Below are 24,746 nucleotides of genomic sequence, written 5' to 3'. Positions count from 1 at the left end.
AAATAAATTTTTCGGCTAAAGCCAAATGAATTTTCCAAATAAAAAAACGGGCTTTAGCCCGTTCCTATTGATAAAAAAATTCTAAATTTTATTCTTCCGTTTTTCTACTATTAATCAAATAATATACTGGCAAACCTATCAAAATAAGAAGCAATCCTGGCCAAGTGTAATTTGGTTTGTAAATGAATAACAATACACAAAACGCTGTTCCTATCAATAGATAAATGATAGGAGTTACAGGATATAACCACGTTTTGTAGCTTCTTTCTGCATTCGGTTGTTTTATTCTCATGTAAATCACGCCAAAAACCGTAATCATGTAAAACAACACAATCACAAAAGAAATCATATCCAATAAATCACCGTATTGTCCACTCAAAGCGAGAAGTGAAGCCCAAATTCCCTGCATCCAAAGAGATTTTTCGGGAACGCCATTTTTATTATTTTCGATAGCAGATTTTAAGAAAAGTCCATCTTTTGCCATCGTTTGAAAAACTCTAGCTCCCGCCAAAACAATTCCGTTCACACAACCAAAAGTAGAAATCATCACCAGAACTGCCATAATAATCGTTCCTACACTTCCAAACATCTTTTCCGAAGCAGCAACTGCTACTCTATCATTCGCTGCAAATGCGATGGAATCTCTGTCTAAAGCATTCAGATAAACGAAATTCACCAACAAATAAAGCAACATCACCGAAATTGTACCTAAAACCATCGCTTTTACCACATTTTTTTGCGGATTTTCTATTTCACCAGAAACGAAAGTCACGTTTTCCCATGCTACCGAACTAAAAACGGAACCAACCATTGCTGCAGCAATTCCTCCGAAAAGCGTAGCTCCAGAAATAGATTCCCAACCGAGTTTCAGATAATTTCCTTTGTCATCTTTGACCAAATTATTGAAAGAATCCCAACCAAAATTCATATTTCCGTTCCAAAAAGATTCTTTAACCAATATAAAACCTAAAAAAATCAACCCTAAAAGCGCGACAATTTTAGAACCTGTAAAGATATTTTGAAGGAGTTTTCCACTTTCTACACCTCGAGTATTGATGTAAGTGAGCAACAAAATCACCGCAATACCAAGGATTTGAATCCAAGTAATTTTAAATTCGCCACTTTGGAAAAGCGGAGCCGCATCATTGAGCGCTGGAAAAAGATACGCCGAAAATTTCCCAAAAGCTACCGCAACTGCTGCAATGGTACCTGTTTGAATCACAGTAAACATTCCCCAACCGTACAAAAATCCGAGTCTTTTCCCGAAAATTTCTGTAATGTAAGTGTATTGTCCACCTGCTTTTGGAAACATTGCCGAAAGTTCGCCATAGCTTAAAGCGGCTGCAACCGTCATAATTCCGGTAATAATCCACACGACGATGAGCCAATATCCAGAACCGAGATTTCTCATCATATCCGCAGAAACAATGAAAATTCCGCTTCCAATCATGGAACCCATCACGAGCATGGTTGCGTCCCAAAGTTTTAATTTTTTATTCATAGTTTATTTTTAGTAAAGACTATCAAAGATATTAGAAAATTAAAAAGCCACAAAGATTTGTGGCTCATTGTTTATAAATTAAGTAAAATTATTTAGATTCCTTCGGAAATAGAAGATTAGACGAAGTCCATGACAAATAAACGTCAACTTTTTAATCTTCGGACTTCCGTCTTCCATCTTCCGACTCTTACCCACATTTAGAATTTCCACAATTTTTACAAATCAGGCAACCTTCTTGATAAACGACTTGGTCAGAACCACAATTGCTACACTTGTGTCCGTCAACTTCAGTTCCATCAGGAATATAGCGTTTTAAAGCTCTTGCAACACCTGCTTTCCAAGTATTGATAGATTCTGAATCTAATTCTAATCTGTTGATTAATTCTACCACGTTTTCAATTGGCATTCCGTGTCTTAAAGTTCCAGAAATGAGTTTCGCATAATTCCAGAATTCTGGATTAAATTTATGAGAAAGTCCTTCAATAGTTGTTTTATAACCTCTTAAATTCTTGAATTGGAAATCATATCTAGAAACACCGTTTTCGTCTCTATTTTTAATGATCAAACCTTCATTTACCCAACGTGGAAGCATAATTCCCTCTTCATCATCTGCCAAACCTGTAAAAATTTCATAAGGTCTACCATTAACCAAGCCTACAAAAGCAATCCATTTTTCTTTATTATTTTGGAATCTCACCACATCAGCTTCTAAAATCTGAGGTCTTTTTGTAGGGAAAGCTTCTAAAGATGAAGTAGTTTCTTCCTCATCTTTTTCTTCTTTTTTATCATCAGCAGAAACTAAAACTCCACTTCTAGAACCGTCTCTGTAAACCGTAACGCCTTTGCAACCCACTTCCCAAGCTTTGATGTATAATTGATTCACCAATTCTTCTGTAGCTTCATTAGGAATGTTAATGGTCACCGAAATAGAATGATCTACCCATTTTTGAATCGCACCTTGCATTTCCACTTTGCTGAGCCAATCAATATCATTAGAAGTGGCTTTGTAATACGGAGATTTCTCGATTAAATCTTGAACTTCTTCGTTCGAATAATTTTTAGAAATATCATAACCATTCACTTCCATCCAAGTTTTAAAATGATGATGGAAAACAATATACTCTTCCCAAGAATCTCCCACTTCATCTACAAAATCTACTCTTACATCTTTATCATTAGGATTTACCTTTCTCCTACGCTTGTAAACAGGCAAAAACACCGGTTCAATTCCAGAAGTAGTCTGAGACATCAAACTGGTACTTCCAGTTGGTGCAATGGTTAATAAAGCGATATTTCTTCTGCCATATTCCACCATATCTTGATACAGACTCTCATCTGCTTCTTTTAATCTCAAAATAAAAGGATTATTTTTTTCTTTTTCTGCATTAAAAACTTCAAAAGCTCCTCTTTCTTTCGCCATTTCTACTGAAGAACGATATGCAGAAAGTGCCAAATTTTTGTGAACTTCCACTGAAAACTCATTGGCTTCTTTGCTTCCATATCTTAAATTTAAAGCCGCCAACATATCACCTTCTGCCGTAATTCCTACTCCTGTTCTTCTTCCTTGAAGGGTTTTCTTGCGGATTTTTTCCCAAAGTTGTCTTTCAGTATGTTTTATTTCTTCGTTTTCTGGGTCTTTTTCAATTTTAGCTAAAATTGCATCAATTTTCTCCATTTCCAAATCAATGATGTCATCCATCATTCTTTGTGCAAAACCAGCGTGTTTTTTGAATAATTCAAAATTGAATTTCGCTTTTTTGGTAAATGGATTTTCTACGTAAGAATAAAGATTTATCGCAATTAATCTACAAGAATCATAAGGACAAAGGGGAATTTCGCCGCAAGGATTGGTAGAAACCGTTTCAAAGCCTAAATCTGCATAACAATCTGGAATGGATTCTCTGATAATCGTATCCCAGAATAGAATTCCTGGCTCAGCAGATTTCCAAGCGTTATGTACGATTTTTTTCCAAATTTCATCTGCAAAAATAGTCTTGGTATATTTAGGATTTTTGCTGTAAATAGGATATTTCTGTTGATATTCACTGTTAGTTTTTACCGCTTTCATGAATTTATCATCTATTTTTACAGAAATATTAGCTCCAGTTACTTTTCCTTGCTCTAATTTAGCATTGATAAAATCCTCAGAATCTGGATGATTTATCGACACAGAAAGCATTAAAGCGCCTCTTCTTCCGTCTTGAGCTACTTCTCTTGTAGAATTAGAATAACGCTCCATAAACGGCGCTAAACCTGTAGAAGTAAGCGCAGAATTCTTCACCGCAGAACCTTTTGGACGAATGTAAGACAAATCATGACCAACTCCACCTCTACGTTTCATGAGTTGAACTTGCTCTTCGTCTATCTTCATAATACTTCCGTAAGAATCGCTATTGGTTCCGTTACCAATTACAAAACAGTTAGAAAGCGAAGCTATCTGGAAATTATTACCAATTCCCGTCATTGGACTTCCTTGCGGAATGATATATTTAAAGTCTTTTATTAGATCAAAAATTTCTGCTTCGGAAAGCGGATTGGGATATTTTTTTTCTATTCTCGCAACCTCAGAAGCAATTCTTTGGTGCATATCATCAGGTGTTTTTTCATAAATATTCCCATCAGAATCTTTCAGTGCATATTTGGTTACCCAAACTCTGGCTGCTAAATCGTCTCCTTTGAAATAGTTTAAAGTTTCTTCATACGCTTGTTGGTTGGTTGTTTTCTCCATGGCAGATAATTAATTTTTTGATACAATAAAATTAGACAAAAAATTAAATCCTCAATATTAATTTTTAAAATAAATTTTCATTTTTGTAAACTTTTTGAAAATTTAAAAATATTAAAATACTTAAAATCAATTATTTAAATCAAAAAATTTGTAAGCTTTTATGATATAAATCAAGAAACAAGTTTTTTATAAAATAAAATTTGGAAAATAAAAAAGCCTAATAATTTTTCAAAAATTAATAGGCTAAATCTATCATATAAAGAATAAAATTGTTAATTTATTCAATAGTAAAGTTCTGAATGGCTTCTAGTTTAGGGAATTTATTATCTGAAATAAATTTCTTTCCTGTACAATCTATTTCTTTCCAACCTTTTTTTCTGTGCAGATCTCCTACCTCTACTACAATCGGAACGAAAGATATTTCTTCTTCTCCTTCTCTAATTTCTTCTTTATATTGAACCGCAACATCTAATACACATTCAAAATCTGTATTAAGTTTCACATTTCTATAAATAACATCAAAATGCGATTCTTTGTTTTCTGGAATTTCGAAATATGTTTCATAACCAAACGTTTTTCTATCTAACAATCCAATACTAGAAAGCGCTGTATATAAAGCAATTGTGTAATATTTTCTAGTCCCAAAACGTTGATAATCATCAGGAAAATGACCACCTTCAAATAAAATTACTGGAATTCCCGCTCTCATGAAATTATCACCAGTAGAAGTTGGGTAAAACTCATCAGAATACCTTGCAATCTGATTAGGAATTTGCATTCTTAATACATTATATATACTAGCGATAACCGCCATACTTTTTTTACGATTTTCGGTAACAGTTCTGTCATAATCTTCTGAAGGTGCTAAAAATGATAAAGTAGCGGGATTTTTACCATCTGTAGAAAAAATAGTTCTCTGTTCGTGTAAATTCAATGCATAGTCATATTTTTTAGAAAACGCAATTTCTTTTAAGAGCTTCATTTCGCAGCTTGCATTCTGTAAATAGTCTCTATTCATGTCTATATCAAGAGAATTTCTGCGCGACCAAACTTTAGAACCATCTGGATTGAGCATAAAAATGAAATCTAAAGATATATTTTGGAATAATTTTTCTTTGAGTTGAGGTTGAGATTCTAAAGAATACCACAAATCCAGCATACAGTGAGTAGAATTACTCTCATTTCCGTGCATCTGAGACCAAGCCAAGACCTTAATATCACCAGAACCATAAGAAAATTGATAAATAGGCTCACCTAGAGTAGAAGTACCAATTAAAGTAATATAATCGCTGAGATTCTCTTGTAGAAAATTTTGAAGGCTTTTAGGCGAAATATAACGATTTGGGAAATTAGGGTTTTTCTGATACTGAAAAGTAGAATGCATAATGTGGATAAATTTTGACGATTCAAAAATACTATAAAAAGAATTAATCTCCTAATTAACATTTGTAAATTATTTAAACAATAAAAAAAGACATAATGTCTGTGGAAAAAATTGTTAATTACATTTTTCATAATTAAAAAATATAAAATATACAAAATCAGTATTTTATGAAATTTATATAAAGCTAATTTATAAATATACTTTAATACTTAAATCCTGTTAGTAAAGCCATTTGTAGAGTTATATCATTAAACATTTTTAATGTTAATAAAGTTTTCAGATTTCATATATTTACAAATGTAAAATGTTGAAATTTTCTTAATTATAGTTATCTTTGACCACTTAAAATTTTAAAATTTATGTCAAACGAGACCTTATTTCTACTATCCTTTGTAGTATTTATCTTTTTCATATTAGCTTTAGACTTAGGGCTATTGCACAAAAAATCAGACACCATCTCACTGAAACAAGCTGGATTAATGAGTTTTTTTGTAGTTTGTCTATCTTTAGGCTTTTATTTTCTGTTAATTACTTATGGACATATGCTCCATGGAATTGATAGTATTGAGAAATTACAAACGGTGATTAACAAACATCACCATCCTATTACGGTAATTCCAAATGATTTAGAGCACAGTATTGCTATTTATAATCAGAATTTAGGATTAGAATATCTTACAGGTTATGTAGTAGAATATGCATTATCTGTAGATAATATATTTGTAATCGTATTAGTATTTACGGCTTTCGGAGTGGCACAAAGAAATTACCACAGAGTTCTTTTTTGGGGCATTTTAGGCGCTATCGTTATGCGTTTCATCTTCATCTTTGTAGGAGCAGCTTTAATTGAGAAATTCAGCTGGATAATGTATGTATTTGGAGCATTTTTAGTGTTTACAGGTATTAAAATGTTTGTGGATAAAGATAAAGATGAGAAAATAGATACTCAAAACCACCCAGTTGTAAGATTTGCCAATAAATATTTTAAAGTTCATCCACATTTTGTAGGCAGTAAATTCTTTGTAACGATTGATGGAGTTAAGAAACTTACGCCATTATTCTTAGTTCTTATCATCATAGAATTTACCGATTTGATTTTTGCAGTAGATTCTATTCCTGCAATATTTTCGGTGACTAAAGATCCTTATATCGTCTTCTTTTCGAACATTTTTGCGATTATCGGACTTCGTTCTATGTTCTTCCTATTAGCAGGAATTATTGATAAGTTTAGATTCTTAAAAATAGGTTTAGCGGCATTACTCACATTTATTGGTTTAAAAATGCTAGGACATAGTTATCTAGAAGAATGGGGCTTTACTACTACGCATTCCTTGTTAATCATTGTAAGCATTTTAGGAGCAAGTGTATTCTTCTCATTACTTTTTCCAGAGAAGAAAAAAGACAGGAAACTGAAATTTAATCCAGACGATGAAAAGCATCTTCATCATCACTAATAAAAATTTAAACTCTCAGTAATGAGAGTTTTTTTTGTGCTTTATTAGAAAAATATTTTAGAATTTTAATATTGTAAATTACAATAAATCCTTTATTCATAATGGTTTTAGTTGTACTTATACAAATGTAAAATTGTAAACTTTCCCTTTGTTTACATTTGTATTTACTTATGTAAATTATAATTATTACATTTGTAACATGAATATAAATGACAGATTTACTAAAATTTTAGAATATTCTGGATTTACCGCATCAGAATTTGCAGACGAAATAGATGTTCAGCGTTCCAGTATTTCACATATCATTTCGGGGAGAAATAAACCCTCCCTAGAATTCATTGTCAAGATAAAAAATAGATTTCCTGAAATCAGTTGGGATTGGATTATTTTAGGCCAGGGAGAAATGCTACAAAATAATTCTGCTCTATCCACTAGTGAATCAAAATTAAATCTAGAGGAAGAAAATTCTTCGCCTGATCTTTTTACATTAATTGATGAAGATTATAAAAATGAAATTTTTATTCAAGAAAATCTTCAAAAAGAAACGCCGCGAGAATCTAATACATCTTTCCCTACTCCAAAAAAAGAAAAAATAAGCGATTCTCAGCGATTAGAAGTTCAGGAAGACATTTCAGAAGTTCAAAATATTGTAAATCAATCAATTACAAATTCAACTACTGAAAACAAGATTAAAAGAATTGTTTTTTTCTACGAAAACGGAAAATTCGAGGCTTTTGAACCATAGTTGATGTGATGATGTGATAATGTGATAATGTGATAATGTGATTGATGATGTGATGAATAGAAATTAAAAATTCTTAGATTCCATAAAATAAAAAAGCATTCCAAAAATTTTTGGAATGCTTTTATTCTTTTTTCTAGAGAGGTGATTACTTTTTGTAAGCAGCATCTTTGATTCTTGCTCTCTTACCTCTAAGATCTCTGAAGTAGAAAATTCTAGATCTTCTAACTTTTCCTCTTCTATCTACTTCAATTTTTTGTAAAGCAGGCATGTTGATTGGGAAAACTCTTTCTACACCTACATCACCGCTCATTTTTCTGATGGTGAAAGTTTTAGTAGCACCTGTTCCTCTCAATTGGATTACAACTCCTTTGAAGAACTGAGTTCTCGTTTTGTTACCTTCTTTAATTTCGTAATACACAGTAATGGTATCACCAGCTTTGAATTCTGGGAATTCTTTTTTAGCAATGTACTTGTCTTGTACGTACTTTAATAAATCCATTTTTTATAAAAATAATTTTTGGAAAGCTAAACAACATTCACGGCTTTCGTCAGAGGTTGATTAACAGGTTGCAAAATTATTAATTTTCTTTGAAACAAGCAAATATCTTTTGCAATTTTTATTGATAAAAACTTAAATCAATAACAAGTAAATCAATGAGTTATAGGTTAAACACAAAAAACCGCCTCATTTATAAAATGAGACGGTTTAAAATTTATGAAATCTCAGGAAGATTATTTACCTTCTTCCATTCTTTTCTTTAATTCTGCTAAAGCATCAATATCACCAAGTGTAGATTTTTCTTCACCTGAAGAAGATGCAGTTGGTTTAGATTCCTTTGCAGCTTTTTTCTCTTCATCTCTGAAGATACCAGTGTGAGATACAACTACTCTTTTGAATTCTTTGTTGAACTCGATTACTTTGAAATCAGCAGTTTCACCTTTTTTGATTTTAGAACCATCTTCTTTTTCTAATAATCTAGAAGGAGCAAAAGCTTCTACTTCAGCATCTTCGAACTGTACTTGAGCACCTTTATCGAAAACATCTGTAGCTTTTCCTGAGTGAACAGTTCCTTCTGCATATTTAGTTTCGAATTTATCCCAAGGATTTTCAGTCAATTGTTTGTGACCTAAAGAAAGTCTTCTAGCTTCAGTATCTAATTCTAGAACGATTACGTCTAGTTTATCACCTACAGCACAGAACTCAGATGGATGCTTGATTTTCTTAGTCCAAGAAAGATCAGAAATGTAGATTAGACCATCAATTCCTTCTTCTAGTTCTACGAATACACCAAAGTTAGTGAAGTTTCTTACAGTACCAACGTGTTGAGAACCAACTGGATATTTAGTTTGGATATCAGCCCATGGATCTGGAGTTAATTGTTTAATTCCTAAAGAAATTTTTCTTTCTTCTCTATCTAAAGTAAGAACTACAGCTTCTACTTCGTCACCAATTTTCACGAAATCACCAGCAGATCTTAAGTGAGTAGACCAAGACATTTCAGAAACGTGGATAAGACCTTCTACACCTGGAGCAACTTCTACGAATGCACCATAGTCAGCAAGAACTACTACTTTTCCTTTTACTTTGTCACCTACTTTTAAGTCAGCAGAAAGAGCATCCCAAGGATGAGCTTCTAATTGCTTCATACCTAATTGGATTCTAGTTTTTTCATCATCGAAATCAAGGATAACCACTTTCACCACTTGTCCGTCTGAAAGGATTTCTGATGGATGGTTAACTCTAGACCAAGAAAGATCTGTAATGTGGATAAGACCATCTACACCTCCTAAATCGATGAATACACCGTAAGAAGTAATGTTCTTAACTGTTCCTTCAAGAACTTGACCTTTCTCTAATTGAGCGATGATTTCTTTTTTCTGACCTTCGATATCAGCTTCGATTAACGCTTTGTGAGATACTACTACGTTTTTGAATTCAGGGTTGATTTTCACAACTTTGAATTCCATAGTTTTACCTACGAATTGATCGTAATCTTTGATTGGTTTAACATCAATTTGAGAACCTGGTAAGAATGCTTCGATACCGAAAACATCTACAATCATACCACCTTTAGTTCTAGATTTTACGAAACCGTTTACGATTTCTCCAGACTCATGGTATTCATTTACTCTATCCCAAGCTTTAAGCGTTCTAGCTTTTTTGTGAGATAATTGTAATTGACCAGATTTGTCTTCTCTTCTGTCTACCATTACTTCTACTTCATCACCTACTTGTAAACCTTGGTTGTAACGGAATTCGTTAAGAGAAATTACACCTTCAGATTTGAAATTGATATCTACAATCGCTTCTTTATCAGTTAATCTTACTACTTTACCGATGATTACATCAGTTTCAGAAAGATCATTAAGAGAACCTTTGTAGATTTCTTCTAAATCATTTTTTTCTTTTCTTGCATCAGCGTCAAGACCTGATTCAAAAGAATCCCAATCAAATTGTTCTGGTGCTACGTTTGCATTTAATAATGCTTCTTGGTTTGTCAATTCAGACATAATAAAAAAATTTGTATTCCTTCTTTTTTAGCTTTGGCATAATGTGGATTCTAAAAAATACGGAAGATGTTAATTACTAATGTTTTACTTCGCCAAAACTACTTCCACAAAAGTGGTGCAAAAATACAAACTTTTTACAAAATAGCAATGGCTTTTTCTGCTAATTTTCAAAGAATTATTCCACTTAAAATATACTTAATCAAGACCTTAATTTAATGCATTATCAATAAGTTTCTGATAAACCCAAACCTTTACCTTAAATTTGCAAAATGGAATTACAACCAATTTATGAAAAACTGCAGATTCAGGAAATGAATCAAATGCAGAAATCTACCTTTCAAGCATCTGAAAACGAACAAGATATCATTTTGCTTTCCCCAACAGGTTCGGGAAAAACGCTCGCATTTTTGTTTCCTATGCTTAGAAATTTACAAAAAGACATTTCGGGAATTCAAGCGATTATTCTGGTTCCGGCAAGAGAATTGGCACTGCAAATAGAACAAGTTTTCAAAAATATGGGAACTGATTTTAAGGTAACTATTTGTTATGGCGGTCACGATAAAAAAATTGAAATCAATAATCTTACTCAGGCTCCTGCTGTTTTAATTGGGACGCCAGGAAGAATTGCTTATCACCTCAAAAATAATAATTTCGAGCCGAAAACCATTAAAACTTTGGTTTTAGATGAATTTGACAAAGCTTTAGAATTAGGCTTTGAAGAAGACATGAATTTCATTATCAATTCTTTAAAAAACATTTCTCAGCGTTTTCTTACTTCTGCTACTGCGATGGATAATATCCCAAAATTTGTAGGATTAGAAAATGAAAAGACCATCAACTTTTTAAAATTAGGCGAAGCAAAACCTAATATTCAATTAAAAAAAGTGATGACGATTCCAGAAGAAAAACTGGAAACACTTTTTAAACTCATTTGCAAAATCGGGAACAAAAGAACGCTAATTTTCTGCAATCACAGAGATGCTGTGGATAGAATTTCTGAACTTTTAAGGGAAAAAGGCATCGATAGAGAAACGTTTCACGGTGGTATGGAACAAGACGAAAGAGAACGCGCTTTGCTAAAATTCAGAAACGATTCTACCCGAATTTTAATTACTACAGACTTGGCTTCCAGAGGTTTAGATATTCCCGAAGTAGAATCTATTGTACATTATCAGTTGCCACCAAAAGAAGATGCTTTTATCCACAGAAACGGAAGAACTGCAAGAATGCACGCTAAAGGTTTTGCGTATTTAATTATGACTGAGGAAGAAAATTTCCCTTTCATTAAAGGAAATACGCCAGAAGAAAACATCACTGAAAATTACAGAATTCCTGCAAAAACTCCTTTCCAAACGATTTATATAAGCGCAGGAAAAAAAGATAAAGTCAACAAAGTAGATATTGTAGGTTACCTTATCAAAAAAGGAGAATTAGCCAAAGAAGATGTCGGTATTATTGAAGTAAAAGACACCACTTCTTACGTTGCAGTTGCGAGGAATAAAGTAAAGGATGTTCTGAAAAAACTTGCCAATGAAAAGCTAAAAGGCAAGAAAATAAAAATGGAAATTGCTTATTAAAATAAATGCCAAAGAAATTAATCTTTGGCATTTTTATTAAGTTTTTATTTAATTCCTGAAACATTCATTTTCAACGTGTAAACTGATTTTGAAGCGGTTATAAACAGAGTAGAGAAATTTTCGCCACCGAAAGTTACATTTGCCGTCCAATTTTCTGGCACAGAAATATGATGAATTTGTTCTCCATTATTATTAAAAACCGTCACACCATTTCCAGTAATATAAAGATTTCCTAGATTATCTAAAGTCATTCCGTCTGAACCTAAATTACAAAATAATTTTTTATTTGTTAATTTCCCATCTCCTTGAATGTCATACACATAAGTTTTATGAGCATCAATATCAGAAACGTACAATTTTTTCAATACCTGACTTCCTACAATTCCATTGGGTTGAGTAAAAGTATCTAATTTGGTAATTTTACCATCAGAATTTCTGTAATACAAGTTTTTTTCTTGAATTTCTTGTTTGAAATTTTTCCAATAATCTCTCACATATAAAGGGTCTGTAAAGTAAATTCCGTTGTTTTCATCTACCCATAAATCATTAGGACCATTTAATCTTTTGCCTTCAAAATTGGTGGTTAACACTTCTGCTACTCCATCTTCGTTGATTTTCCAAATTTCTCCGTTTTCATCAGAACACGTCAGTAAATTTCCTTTTTGGTCAAAAAAAGTTCCATTTGCTCTTCCTGTTTTATCTAGAAATTCTTCAATTTGATTGGTTTTCCAGTTCCAAACATAAATTTTATCATTTGGTTGGTCTGTAAAATAAACATTTCCAAATGCATCAGCAGCTGGACCTTCTGTGAAGCTAAATTGGCTGGAAATAAGCTCTATTTCTGCATTTTTTTGAACCAAATTGTTTGATATTATGGATTTTTTAGAAGTACAATTTACAATCAGTAAGAAAGCGAAGAAAAGTGCAGTGATTTTTTTAAACATGAGATTTAAATTTCTTGGCAAGTTACGATAGCGCTTTAAAACAAAAAAATTTCTATCTTTGAAATTCGATTTTATAGACTATGAAACTCAATTTACCAGACAAATTATACTATTCTATAGGAGAAGTTTCAAAAGCTTTCGGTGTAAATGCTTCCTTAATCAGATATTGGGAGCAAGAATTTCCTATTATAAAACCTAAGAAAAACAAAAAAGGAAACCGTTATTTTACTCCAGAAGACATCAAAAATCTTAAAATCATTTATCATCTCGTAAAAGAAAAGGGTTATACTTTAGACGGAGCCAGAATTGCACTTACTACCAATCAAAAAATCAATGAAACGGTAGAAGTTTTAGACCGTTTAGAATTTGTAAAATCTGAACTTTTGAAACTCAAAAACTCTTTATTGGATAGAGACGAAGCCGTTTAAAAATTTTATTTAGTTTTTTTCTAAAAATTCCTATATTTGGGTAAAACAAACACCATGAAACCCAAATTACCTTTTGAAATAAGGAAAAAACAATTCTATGCTCTCTCTTTACTCGGAATTTTCATTGTTATATTTCAATTAAGCTATCTTGTTTACAAAGGAAAACAAGAAACAAAATTCCCTGAAATTCATTTTACAAATAGCAACGAACCTCAAATTTTTCTTACAGAATTTGACCCAAATCAGCTCAATGAAAAACAATGGAAAAACTTAGGTTTTACTGGCAAACAAGTAAAAACTATTTTAAAATATAAGGAAATTGTTGGCGGAAATTTCACTTCTAAAGAACAACTGAAAAAGTGTTATTCTATCTCCGAAGAAAAGTTTGCAGAACTAGAACCTTACATTCTTTTACCAGAAAACAATTCTAAAAATTCACAAAAAAATTTTACGAAATTTGAGCATAAAGAGCTCCAAATTAAAGGTAAATTCAATCCAGACGAATATTCTCAAAAAGATTGGGCAAAATTAGGTTTTTCGGAGAAACAAGCTGCTGCAATCATTAAGTACAAGCAATATTTAGGAGGAAGTTTTGTGAGTAAAGAAAAATTTAAAGAATGCTTCATCATCAGTCCAGAAAATTACCAAAAACTCTCTCCTTTCTTGCTTCTTCCAGAAAAAACACCCGAAAATTTTGAAAGAAAATACCAAAATATAGCTTCCGAAAAACCGAAAATTCAATATTTCGAATTTGACCCAAACACTTTAGATACAAATGGTTGGCAAAAATTAGGTTTTAGCGAAAAACAGGCTTTAGTTATTGTAAATTATAGAGAGCGAAATCTAAAAGGCAGTTTTAAATCACTAGAAGACATAAAGAAATGTTTTGTGATTTCAGAGGAAAAATTTAATGAATTAAAACCTTATATTAAATTGAATTTCATTCAAAAAACTTCAGAAAATACAGCACAAAACCTTCCTGAAAAGGCTAAACCAACTACTGATTTCAGTAAAACTGATTTGAATAAAATAACGTTTCAGCAACTTATAGAATTTGGTTTTGATGAAAAATCTGCTGCAAGTTTCATTGGTTTTAGAAATAAACTGGGTGGTTTTATGAAAAGTAGTCAGATTTTAGAAACGTATAATATTGACAAAAATTTAGCGGAGAAACTTATCAATGCCTCTCCGCTAAATAATATGAATGTTCAAAAGTTTAGTTTATTAGATGCTCCAGAAGATTGGTTGAAAAACCATCCTTATTTCAGATATTATGCCAATAAAATCATCTATTACAGAATTAGTTTCCCGAAAGAATCTGTCATTTTTGAAAAGATGAAAGCAAAACCCGAAGATGAAGCTAAAATGCGATTATACCTAAAATAATTACTCTGCAACTTGCGCAGTGAGGAATATTCTCGCCATCTCTTCATTTAAATTATTACATGAAGTAGAAGCAGCACCACCGTAAGTAATATTAGAATAATTGTTAGACAATTTTGGCAAATTATAAGCATATACTTTTACTACATGACTTCCTACAGACAGATTTTCAAAGACTCCAGAAACATTGAATTTTTTCCAAAGACATGTTGCATTGGTAGAATATCCATAAAATTTTCTCACGACTTTTAATTCATTATCTACAAAAATACCTACTGCAAATTGATAAGATGATGCATTGGATGTATTATTAATCTGTGACATACCTTCTACGGTTACTAAATTCATATTAGTGGATTTAGTAATATTAATAGTTGTATAAACGTTTAAATCTGTCCAACCCGTAGTTCCAGAACCAATTGTAAAATTTGGAATAGAAGAAGGGAAATTGGTAATAGTAGTTTTCCCTGAAGAATTAGCAACAAAATTTTTAGTTACATCAATGACTTGTGCGGCGTCTTCTTGTTCATAAATTTTACTCCACTGAGAACCCGAATAGAAATTAAATTTACCTGTACTACTTTTATAAAAAGTCAAACTTTCTGTAGGTTGTGAAATCACATTTTCATTAGCAATTCTAGGCATCAAGAATCCCTTATCATTGTCTGCAATTTGTAAAACAGAGGAATTATCTGGTTCATTGTAAACAGATGAATTGGTAGTTATTAAAACTTGTGAAAAATTATAAATAGAGATAAATAATGCGATAAATAATAAATTTCTTTTCATGACTTAAAATTCATAGGGTTGATTAACAAAAATTGTACCACTTAACTTAGCTTCATCATCTGAAATATTGGTACATGATGCAGATGGATTTTTGCCTCCGAAGGTTATACTTAAACCATTTTCGGTAGAAGAAGTAGATCTATTTCTTATTGCAAATTTGAAAACATGTGAACCTACTGCTAGATTAGAAGCAGTAGCATAAATAGTAAATCCTCTATATGTACAAGATTGATCAAAATCTATAGAAATAGGTTTAATATCTACAAGTTTATCATCTATAAAAAAACCAAAACTCGTCACTGCTCTCCCACTAACATTTGCATTATTTGCATGCACCATTCCTGTAATGGTAATGAGCAGTTGATTATTTGCTCTATCAATAGTAATATTTTTAGTAAGATTGGAAATTACAGTCCATGAAGGATTTGCAGTTATGTTTTCACCTATTGTATGATTAGTATCTCCATAAAATTCATTATTAGATTTATAAAAAGTGTATTTATTTTGAGATATTGCAGAATAATATCTAGTATGATTTTTAAGATTATCTACGTTAGTATCACTTACAAAATAATCCCATCTAGTACCATTCCAAAAATAATAACCTTTTTTCCCGAGCAAATTATTATTGGTATTATAGACCATTAGAGACTCCTTCGGATTATTAATTATAGAAGTGTCATTTTTACTGAGTAAATTAATGTTTGGAAAACTAATTCCCATATTATTACTGTAAATCTCTAATGTAGATGATGGATCTGGAGTTTCAGTATTAATTCCTACTTGAGAAAAAAATCCTAAGTAGAAAAATCCTGTGAGTAAAAAAGAGTATAGAGTTTTCATTTTATTTTTTATTTTTCAGAAATTTGAATGTTTAGAATAGATTTATCCATACTACTATTGATATTAGTACAAGAAGAAACTTTACTTCCATAAGTAATATACTCTGAAGAACTTCCAAAATTCACTCTACTTGTTGCATATAAAGCTATAGTATGATTTCCTGGCGTTAAATTATTAAGAGTAAAGAATACGTTATAATCATTAAACAAGCAATTTGCTGTTCCATAAATAATAAAGTTTTTCACCCCTGCTAGTTTTCCATCTACAAAAATTCCTATAGCATAAGAAATATAGGTTAAAGAATTACCGGTAGAATTTACTTGTATGATACCACTAGAACTAACTGCAAGATTATTATTAGCAGAAAACACGCTAAAATTCTTTGTTAAACCAGGAATTAATTGCCAATCATGAGCTGATGGTAACTCTCCCATTGTATAAGAATTTGCACCATTATAAGAGGTATCTGTAAATGAAGAAGTAGATACGGCACTTTCGGATCTTGTAATTCCTAATAATTTATAAATATTAGAAGAATCTATGATAGGATTCCATTTATTGTCTTTCCAATAATAAAATCCTTTCCCTGTGTTTATATTATTATTATAAACAAGTAAAGAATTTGCAGGGTTTAATATAGGTAAAGAAATATTAAGATCTGTAATATTAACATTCGGCAATAGAACACCTCTATTATTAGAGACGACTTTAAAAACTTCTGAAGGACTGAACGTTTCTGTCCCTACTCCTACATGCTGTGCATTAACCATAGCAATAAAGAGTATTGCTACAGCAGAATATAGTTTTTTCATCATTTGTGTGTTTGTGTTCAGACAAGAAATCTGATGGCGTAAAATTAATGCTTTTTTGAAAAAAACACAATACGTAATTCAGCGTAATTAATAAAAAGAATAGTCACAATAAATTGTAACTATTCTATAATCAAAACCAATAAAAACAATCTTTATTCTCCTTTATATAAGTCGAAAACTAAGATGTTCAAAATTTTTTTTAATAAGAATTTTAATATTACAAATATCATTTTTAAATAGTAACTTATCAATACGTTGGATTACGTATTTTTATAAACAATAAAAAAAACACCCAAAAAATGGATGGTTTTATAAGATATTTTCTTTAACTTTAATTCTTTATGAACTTATAAGAGACACCGTCTATTACTATAAAATACACTCCTGATCTGTAGGAAGAAACATCTATATAGTTATTATTTTCAAAAGCTTTTGGAATAATTTGTAGAAGTTTTCCTGAAATATCATACACTTCTACTTTTGAAACTTTAGAAAGATTTTTACCAGTTGCATAGAGCTTTTCAGAAACTGGATTTGGATAAATTGCAAACGCTAATTCTACTTTTTCAGGTTCATTTGCAGCTAAGAAACTACCTAATCCTGTTGCATAATTCATTCCGTATTCTGTCCATTCAGAAGCAGTAAATGTACTATTAGGATTATTTACATTAGTATTTCTGTAAAGTGATTTATTGGCATTCGTATTAGAAATTCCTCTAGAACCTATAGCATCTACCGTTTCAAATAGCATTTGATAATTATTGGTAGAAACGGTTTTAATAGTTTTGATACCATAAGAAAGTTCTACATATTGACTTCCCGTAAAGGTTAATGGTGTAGAATTGGTCACAAATTTATATTGATTAACATCTACTGCATCAAAATTAGATTTAGGATTAATAATCACAATACTTTCACCGTGAGCAATTTTCCCTTCTAATTGATAAGGATCTGATAAATAATAAGATGTAGAACTTTTAAATTCTATATTTAAATAATAGTTACCTAAATTCACATCGTGACCAGTAAGATTAGTAATTTCAATAGCAGTATTGTAAACATCAGAAGTACTACTTGTAGTTCCTTCTATATATTTGGTAATCATTAAATCTTTAGCAAAATTATCACTCGACAAAGTAGTTGCAGAAACTTGATTACTATCTGGAGAAAGTAAATATCCTTTATCATAAGCTTTTACAGTCACATTATATGCCGTAGAAGGAGATAATCTATCAATGGTAACCGAATTGGTTTTAGAATATTTTACATAAGTTCCATTTACATAAACTTTATATCCTAATACATCTGTATCTGAACTTGGCGTCCACGAAAAGGTAAAAAAATTCTTGCCTACTTGCGAAATCGACAAATTAGTGGGAGCTTGAGGAGCTATTGCATCTGGTGTCTCACTCCAAATCATATTTACCCATTCTGGATGGTCTATAAAAGGATTTCTTATTTTTTGAATAGCAAATACTGCATTATTTCTATCTCTTTCTTTCTGAGAAACAGGGTCTAGTTCATTCCAATCTTTAAGCATAGTAATGTACCAACCTTCAAAAGCTTTTTCTTCGCTTCCATCAAGAGGCATAGTAGAAAGTTGATGATTATAAAGGTTCAGATTTCCTTCGTATCTTACTGCAAAATACAATAAATATCTCGCCACATCTCCTTTGAATTCATCTATGGGTTCATAAACCGTATTGGTATATCCTGGTGTAGTAGATTTACCTAGTTTACTACCATTAGTAAATGTTATATTTTCGCCATTATTTCTAGCATAAGGAAAATTACTTCTTCTTTGGTTAATGTATGCATCTGCTGGAACCAAGTAATGAATATCAGAATACATAGGATAAATTCCATAAAATGTACTTTGTGGCATTCCATGCTCTCTATTCCAGCCTTGCCCTTCAGCTGTTGCAGTACTTATATTCTGTGTTAAATTATAATTATAACTGTCTGCTTCCGTTGGTTTTTCAGAATAAATATCTAAAACGGTATTATCATTTTCATAATATTTATCTAAATCTGTATAAGCATACAGCGGTCCTATTTGACTATAACTGTAAGAAAATATTTTTTGTGAAATAATTTCATGCACTTTACTTTTTAATGCATATCCAGTTAATCCTTCAGTTCCGTTATAATAACCAACAGGAATCTGTGCACAATAACTTATTGGCACGATAAATAAAAATAGTAAAAACTTCTTCATCTTAATTAAATAGGGGGCTACAAAGGTACTACTTTATTTAACATAAAAAAACAAATTTCACCTTTATAAAACCTGACAATCAACATGTTAAAAAACAACATGATAAAAATTTTCTATTTTTAAAATTCCTTCAAAAAAAACTCTTTTGTGCATAAAGTTTTTAAATTATATTTGAGCAAACAAAAATTTATGAACACAGAAATATTAAATAATCTCAAAATGATAGCCGAAACTGCAAGAGATTTTGCAGAAGTAAACATTAGACCTCACATTATGGAATGGGACGAAAGTCAAACTTTCCCCGTAGATTTATTCCATAAATTAGGCGAAATGGGATTTATGGGAATCATCATTCCAGAAGAATATGGAGGTTCTGGATTGGGCTATCATGAATACGTAACTATTTTAGATGAAATTTCACAAGTAGACCCTTCTATTGGTCTTTCTGTAGCTGCTCATAATTCACTTTGCACCAATCATATCTATGAATTTGGAAATGAAGAACAAAGAAAAAAATGGTTACCAAAATTAGCGAGTGGTCAAGTGATTGGAGCTTGGGGTTTAACAGAGCATAATACAGGTTCTGATGCAGGAGGAATGTCTACCACCGCTGTTAAAAATGGTGATGAATGGATTATCAATGGTGCTAAAAACTTCATCACTCATGCTATTTCTGGAGATATTGCCGTAGTAATGACCAGAACTGGCGATAAAGGAGCTCCTAACAATTCTACTGCTTTCGTTCTAGAAAAAGGAATGCAAGGATTTACATCTGGTAGAAAAGAAAATAAATTAGGAATGCGAGCTTCTGAAACTGCAGAATTGATTTTTGACAATGTAAGAATTCCAGATTCTCATAGATTAGGAGAAGTAGGTGATGGTTTTAAACAAGCTATGAAAATCCTTGATGGAGGTAGAATCTCTATTGCAGCACTGAGTTTAGGAATTGCAAGAGGTGCTTATAAAGCCGCTCTGAAATATGCTCAAGAAAGACATCAATTCGGAAAATCTATTTCTAGTTTCCAAGCAGTAAACTTTATGCTGGCTGATATGGCAACAGAAATAGATGCTGCAGAATTACTCATCCAAAGAGCATCAGAACTTAAAAATAATAAGCAAAAAATGACCAAAGAAGGCGCTATGGCAAAACTTTATGCTTCTGAAGCTTGTGTAAGAATTGCGAATAATGCCCTTCAGATTTTTGGTGGTTACGGCTATACTAAAGACTTCCCAGCGGAAAAATACTACAGAGATTCTAAACTTTGCACCATAGGAGAAGGAACTTCTGAAATCCAAAGATTAGTCATTGGTAGAGAAATTACAAGATAATTATTAAAATCATTTATAAAATCGCAGAGATATTTTTCTCTGCTTTTTTTATTTATTACTTTTGAAAAAAATAAGTTTCCCCAAATGAAAAAAATTGACAGTTTAAACCAAGTTGCAGAATTTCACAGAACTTTTAACGCACCTATTTTAGAAAATCCACAGATTCCTTCTGCAGAAAGATGCAACCTAAGAATAGCTTTACTTCAGGAAGAATTAAACGAACTGAAACAAGCCATTGAAGACCAAGACATCGTAGAAATTGCAGATGCACTTTGTGATTTACAATATGTACTTTCTGGCGCAGTTCTTGAATTTGGTTTAGGCGAAAAATTTGTAGATTTGTTTAATGAAGTGCAACGTTCTAACATGTCAAAAGCTTGTGATACAGAAGAACAAGCCCAAGAAACTGTAGAATATTACACTTCAAGAGGAGAAGAAGCTTATTACGAAAAATCTGGAGATAAATATAATGTACACAGAGTTTCAGACAATAAAGTTTTAAAAAATAAGTACTATTCTAGTGCAAATCTCAAAAGTATATTAGAAAAATAAACACAAAATTTTGAAAAAAATGAAAAAAATAATCACATTAATTATTTTAGGTATGGCACTTAATTCTTGCGCTCAAAAAGTAATCATCAATAGAGAAATTGATACTCCAGAATACGGAAAAATGCTTCTAGGAAACCAATCTTTAGACCAATTTCAAAAAGAACCTTATAAAGCTTGGTATGATGAAAATTACACCATTTATCCTATCGATAAAACTGCTCTTGAAAGTTTAAAGAAAGAAAAAATCAATTCATATAATATCATTGTATTTCTAGGAACTTGGTGCGGAGACAGCAAAAGAAATTTCCCTAGATTGATGAAAATTTTAGAAGAAACCAAATTCCCTGAAAGCAAACTCCAAATCATTGGGGTAAACAGACAGAAACAAGCTCCAGATGGCGAAGAAGTAAAATATAACATTACGCACGTTCCTACCATAATTGTAGAAAAATATGGCAAGGAAATTGGTAGAATAACCGAAGAACCAGAAACTGGTTTTATTGAAAAAGATTTATTGAACATTATCAAAAAATAATGAATTACATTAAACAAATCATTGGTTTTACCTTAGGTGTAATCCTTACTTTATTGCTCGTTTATTTTTTTAGAAATATTGGCAAAAATGACGACCAAGTTTCTACAGATTACTATGTGCTCACCAACCAAATTTCTAAAATGAATAAAATGGTGGTGATAGAACAAGATTTTTCAAACTTGCAAAAAACCAAAATCACCAATCAACTTTTTGGAATTAAAGGTTTACCTTCCAGCGAAAAAGAAATCGTGATTTTCACCAAAGCAAAAGCGCAAGTAACTTATGATTTGAAAAAAATGAAAATCGAAGTTGATTCTGTTGATAAAAACCTGATTATCAAAGAAATCCCAAATGCTGACATCAAGATTTTTACTGATGCGGAAATCACTTCGCTTGACGATTCATTTTTCGACCGTTTCTCCGAAGAAGATTTCAAAAGAATCACCAATAATGCTAGAAAAAACGCCGAAAAAACCGTTGACCAAAATAAATTGAGAACAGAAGGCAGAAAACAATTAATGACGAATCTGAATGAAATTTTCGTTTTAGCGAAAGCATTAAATTATGAAATCGTAGACGAAACGCAAAGTTTTGATTTGTCTAAATTCTAGAAACTTTTCACAATATTGTATAACAGATTTCCTAAGAATTTTCCAGAATTTTGAATAACTTAAAATTTAAAAATCATGGAAAAAGATAAAAGAAAAAATACCGCAGAAAATAACGCGCAAAACGCTAAACAAAATCAAGATTTTCCTAATCTGCCTCAAACTCCAAGATTAGAAGGCGCTTCTAAAGTTGAAGAAAAACAAGTCAAAAAAACTTCTAAACTTCACCAAGATGGCAGAACAGACAATACCGAACAAAATAAAACCGAAGCGTAATTTCTTCGGTTTTCTATTTTAAGTTCTAATATTAGCTCTGAATTTAAGAAACATCAAAAAAAATCCTTATTTTTGCACATTATTAAAATTAGGATTCCAAAATGATTAAAATTACTCTTCCAGACGGAAGCATTCGTGAGTTTGAAGGTGTAGTTACACCTCTAGAAGTTGCAAAATCTATATCTGAAGGTTTGGCTAGAAACACTATTTCTGCTGTGGTAAACGGCAAACAAGTAGAAGTCACGACGCCAATTACAGAAGATGCTACGCTTACGTTGCTCACGTGGAATGATGATTTAGGAAAGAAAGCTTTTTGGCATTCTTCAGCACACATTTTGGCTCAATCTATTTTAGATTTTTATCCAAATGCTAAATTAACCATCGGTCCTGCAATTGAAAACGGGTTTTATTATGATGTAGATTTCGGTGATGAATCTCTTTCGGAAAAAGATTTTGAAAAAATCGAGAAAAAAATGCTCGAAAACGCTAAAAAAGATGCGACTTTCAATCTTTATTCGGTTTCTAAAGCAGATGCACTGAAAGAATATGCAGACAATCCGTACAAAACTGAATTAATCGAAAATTTACAAGACGGCGAAATCACTTTCTGTACGCATGATAACTTTACAGACCTTTGTAGAGGTGGTCACATTCCAAGTACAGGAATCGTAAAAGCTGTAAAAATTCTTAATGCAGCGGGAGCATATTGGAGAGGAGACGAAAAAAACAAGCAATTGACTAGAGTTTATGGAATTTCTTTCCCTAAACAAAAAGAATTGACAGAATATCTCGATAGATTAGAAGAAGCAAAAAGAAGAGACCACAGAAAACTAGGAAAAGAACTAGGAATCTTCGCATTTTCTGAAAAAGTAGGTGCTGGTTTACCACTTTGGTTGCCAAAAGGAACTGCACTAAGAAAAAAATTAGAAAATTTCCTTTCAGAAGCTCAGAAAAAAGGTGGTTATGAGTTTGTAATGACTCCTCATATTGGGAATATTGAATTGTACAAAACTTCTGGTCACTACGAAAAATATGGAGCAGATTCTTTCCAATCCATTAAAACTCCAAACGAAGGCGAAGAATTTTTCTTAAAACCAATGAACTGTCCGCATCACTGCGAGATTTATAAAACTTCTCAATGGTCTTATAAAGATTTACCTAAGAGATATGCAGAATTCGGAACGGTTTACAGATACGAGCAATCTGGTGAATTACACGGTTTAACCAGAGTAAGAGGTTTCACTCAAGATGATGCGCACTTATTCTGTACACCAGACCAATTATTAAAAGAGTTTGAAGATGTAATTGACTTGGTTCTTTACGTTTTCAGAAGCTTAGGATTTGAAGATTTCGTGACTCAAGTTTCACTTAGAGACAAAGAAAACAGATCTAAATATATCGGTTCTGAAGAAAATTGGGAAAAAGCAGAAAATGCAATCATCACTGCTGCGCAAAATAAAGGTCTTAAAACCATCGTAGAATACGGAGAAGCTGCATTCTATGGCCCTAAACTAGACTTTATGGTAAAAGATGCTTTAGGCAGAAGTTGGCAATTAGGAACCATTCAGGTAGATTACAATTTACCAGAGAGATTTGACCTTTGGTACACTGGTAATGACAATGAAAAACACAGACCCATAATGATTCACAGAGCACCATTTGGTTCTATGGAACGTTTCATTGCGATTCTACTAGAAAACACTGCAGGAGATTTCCCACTTTGGCTAAGTCCAGACCAATTTATCATTCTGCCTATTTCTGAAAAATATGTAGATTATGCTAAAAAAGTTTCACAATTATTAGAAAATCACGATATTAGCGGATTAATTGACGACAGAAACGAAAAAACAGGTAAGAAAATTCGTGATGCAGAATTGAAGAAAATTCCGTTTATGTTAGTGGTAGGAGAAAATGAAGAACAAAACGGCACCATTTCTGTAAGAAGACGTGGAGAAGGTGATTTAGGAGCGATGAAATTAGAAGATTTCGTAACCTATTTCAAAGAAGCGGCAAAAATCTAAGAAATTTAAGATTTAATTATAGAAGAATTTTGTTTTAATTTAAAATTCAAAATCTATAATTTAAAATTTTTAAAAAGAATTAACTTTAAAATTATACAACTATAGCAC

The 24,746-nt window shown here is 31.7% G+C and carries 21 protein-coding genes; 11 read left to right on the top strand and 10 right to left on the bottom strand.

The window, feature by feature from the left end; all coding sequences use genetic code 11:
- Positions 1-88: 88 nt before the first annotated feature.
- The 3 genes from KKQ76_RS03640 to KKQ76_RS03630 all read right to left on the bottom strand — a co-directional run bounded on the left by KKQ76_RS03640 (position 89) and on the right by KKQ76_RS03630 (position 5,613).
- Positions 89-1,501 carry an APC family permease gene (locus KKQ76_RS03640; RefSeq protein WP_213195867.1) on the bottom strand — a complete coding sequence of 471 codons (1,413 nt, stop codon included), beginning with the start codon at positions 1,499-1,501 and terminating at the stop codon, positions 89-91.
- 187 nt (positions 1,502-1,688) lie between these two features.
- On the bottom strand, positions 1,689-4,229 hold the full coding sequence (locus tag KKQ76_RS03635; RefSeq protein WP_213195866.1) for an adenosylcobalamin-dependent ribonucleoside-diphosphate reductase: 2,541 nt from the start codon (positions 4,227-4,229) through the stop codon (positions 1,689-1,691).
- 277 nt (positions 4,230-4,506) lie between these two features.
- Positions 4,507-5,613 carry a M14 family zinc carboxypeptidase gene (locus tag KKQ76_RS03630; RefSeq protein ID WP_213195865.1) on the bottom strand — a complete coding sequence of 369 codons (1,107 nt, stop codon included), beginning with the start codon at positions 5,611-5,613 and terminating at the stop codon, positions 4,507-4,509.
- A 359-nt stretch (positions 5,614-5,972) separates the two neighbouring features.
- Here KKQ76_RS03630 and KKQ76_RS03625 point away from each other — a divergent pair, with 359 nt between their 5' ends.
- A complete protein-coding gene (locus tag KKQ76_RS03625; protein ID WP_213195864.1) occupies positions 5,973-7,067 on the top strand; it encodes a TerC/Alx family metal homeostasis membrane protein in 1,095 nt (364 codons plus the stop codon).
- A gap of 148 nt (positions 7,068-7,215) precedes the next feature.
- Positions 7,216-7,812 carry a helix-turn-helix domain-containing protein gene (locus KKQ76_RS03620; RefSeq protein ID WP_317194555.1) on the top strand — a complete coding sequence of 199 codons (597 nt, stop codon included), beginning with the start codon at positions 7,216-7,218 and terminating at the stop codon, positions 7,810-7,812.
- A gap of 145 nt (positions 7,813-7,957) precedes the next feature.
- Here KKQ76_RS03620 and rplS read toward each other — a convergent pair whose 3' ends face one another.
- Together rplS and rpsA are read right to left on the bottom strand one after the other, a co-directional pair.
- On the bottom strand, positions 7,958-8,311 hold the full coding sequence (rplS, locus tag KKQ76_RS03615; RefSeq protein ID WP_069799210.1) for a 50S ribosomal protein L19: 354 nt from the start codon (positions 8,309-8,311) through the stop codon (positions 7,958-7,960).
- A gap of 233 nt (positions 8,312-8,544) precedes the next feature.
- On the bottom strand, positions 8,545-10,323 hold the full coding sequence (gene rpsA / locus KKQ76_RS03610; protein ID WP_213195863.1) for a 30S ribosomal protein S1: 1,779 nt from the start codon (positions 10,321-10,323) through the stop codon (positions 8,545-8,547).
- A gap of 269 nt (positions 10,324-10,592) precedes the next feature.
- Between rpsA and KKQ76_RS03605 the strand changes: the two genes are divergently transcribed.
- Positions 10,593-11,900 (top strand): DEAD/DEAH box helicase, encoded by a 1,308-nt coding sequence (locus KKQ76_RS03605; protein WP_213195862.1) that lies wholly within the window; start codon positions 10,593-10,595, stop codon positions 11,898-11,900.
- Positions 11,901-11,944: 44 nt separating this feature from the next.
- Here the strand turns inward: KKQ76_RS03605 and KKQ76_RS03600 are convergent, their stop codons facing one another.
- Complete coding sequence (locus tag KKQ76_RS03600) at positions 11,945-12,844, bottom strand: SMP-30/gluconolactonase/LRE family protein (RefSeq protein ID WP_213195861.1); 900 nt, start codon at positions 12,842-12,844, stop codon at positions 11,945-11,947.
- 80 nt (positions 12,845-12,924) lie between these two features.
- Here KKQ76_RS03600 and KKQ76_RS03595 point away from each other — a divergent pair, with 80 nt between their 5' ends.
- On the top strand, positions 12,925-13,272 hold the full coding sequence (locus tag KKQ76_RS03595) for a MerR family transcriptional regulator (RefSeq protein WP_069799204.1): 348 nt from the start codon (positions 12,925-12,927) through the stop codon (positions 13,270-13,272).
- Positions 13,273-13,326: 54 nt separating this feature from the next.
- Entirely contained in the window at positions 13,327-14,658 is a 1,332-nt protein-coding gene (locus KKQ76_RS03590) for a helix-hairpin-helix domain-containing protein (RefSeq protein WP_213195860.1), read from the top strand.
- Here KKQ76_RS03590 and KKQ76_RS03585 read toward each other — a convergent pair whose 3' ends face one another.
- The 4 genes from KKQ76_RS03585 to KKQ76_RS03570 all read right to left on the bottom strand — a co-directional run bounded on the left by KKQ76_RS03585 (position 14,659) and on the right by KKQ76_RS03570 (position 19,317).
- The gene (locus KKQ76_RS03585) at positions 14,659-15,444 is read right to left on the bottom strand and encodes a hypothetical protein (RefSeq protein WP_213195859.1); all 786 of its coding nucleotides are present in this window, start codon (positions 15,442-15,444) and stop codon (positions 14,659-14,661) included. It lies immediately after the preceding gene.
- Positions 15,445-15,447: 3 nt separating this feature from the next.
- Positions 15,448-16,287 (bottom strand): hypothetical protein, encoded by an 840-nt coding sequence (locus tag KKQ76_RS03580; RefSeq protein WP_213195858.1) that lies wholly within the window; start codon positions 16,285-16,287, stop codon positions 15,448-15,450.
- A gap of 8 nt (positions 16,288-16,295) precedes the next feature.
- Positions 16,296-17,099, bottom strand: coding sequence for a hypothetical protein (locus KKQ76_RS03575; protein ID WP_213195857.1), 804 nt, complete (start codon positions 17,097-17,099; stop codon positions 16,296-16,298).
- 331 nt (positions 17,100-17,430) lie between these two features.
- Positions 17,431-19,317: an endonuclease gene (locus tag KKQ76_RS03570; RefSeq protein WP_213195856.1), complete on the bottom strand. Its 1,887-nt coding sequence runs from the start codon at positions 19,315-19,317 to the stop codon at positions 17,431-17,433.
- A gap of 189 nt (positions 19,318-19,506) precedes the next feature.
- On the opposite strand from KKQ76_RS03570, the gene KKQ76_RS03565 reads away from it, so the two are divergent.
- The 6 genes from KKQ76_RS03565 (at position 19,507) to thrS (ending at position 24,638) form a co-directional block, all read left to right on the top strand.
- Positions 19,507-20,646, top strand: coding sequence for an acyl-CoA dehydrogenase family protein (locus KKQ76_RS03565; RefSeq protein WP_213195855.1), 1,140 nt, complete (start codon positions 19,507-19,509; stop codon positions 20,644-20,646).
- An 84-nt stretch (positions 20,647-20,730) separates the two neighbouring features.
- Positions 20,731-21,198 carry a pyrophosphohydrolase domain-containing protein gene (locus KKQ76_RS03560; RefSeq protein WP_213195854.1) on the top strand — a complete coding sequence of 156 codons (468 nt, stop codon included), beginning with the start codon at positions 20,731-20,733 and terminating at the stop codon, positions 21,196-21,198.
- A gap of 19 nt (positions 21,199-21,217) precedes the next feature.
- A complete protein-coding gene (locus KKQ76_RS03555; RefSeq protein WP_213195853.1) occupies positions 21,218-21,733 on the top strand; it encodes a TlpA family protein disulfide reductase in 516 nt (171 codons plus the stop codon).
- A complete protein-coding gene (locus KKQ76_RS03550) occupies positions 21,733-22,344 on the top strand; it encodes a DUF4230 domain-containing protein (protein ID WP_213195852.1) in 612 nt (203 codons plus the stop codon). The genes KKQ76_RS03555 and KKQ76_RS03550 overlap by 1 nt, the downstream gene beginning before the upstream one ends.
- A 75-nt stretch (positions 22,345-22,419) precedes the next feature.
- The gene (locus tag KKQ76_RS03545) at positions 22,420-22,617 is read left to right on the top strand and encodes a hypothetical protein (RefSeq protein ID WP_104792692.1); all 198 of its coding nucleotides are present in this window, start codon (positions 22,420-22,422) and stop codon (positions 22,615-22,617) included.
- A gap of 101 nt (positions 22,618-22,718) precedes the next feature.
- Positions 22,719-24,638 carry a threonine--tRNA ligase gene (thrS, locus tag KKQ76_RS03540; RefSeq protein WP_213195851.1) on the top strand — a complete coding sequence of 640 codons (1,920 nt, stop codon included), beginning with the start codon at positions 22,719-22,721 and terminating at the stop codon, positions 24,636-24,638.
- Positions 24,639-24,746: the final 108 nt, after the last annotated feature.

The sequence above is a fragment of the Cloacibacterium caeni genome (assembly GCF_907163105.1).
GTDB lineage: Bacteria > Bacteroidota > Bacteroidia > Flavobacteriales > Weeksellaceae > Cloacibacterium > Cloacibacterium caeni_A.
The sequence above is the reverse complement of the archived record's forward strand: the minus strand, read 5'-3'. Positions and strand labels throughout refer to the sequence as shown.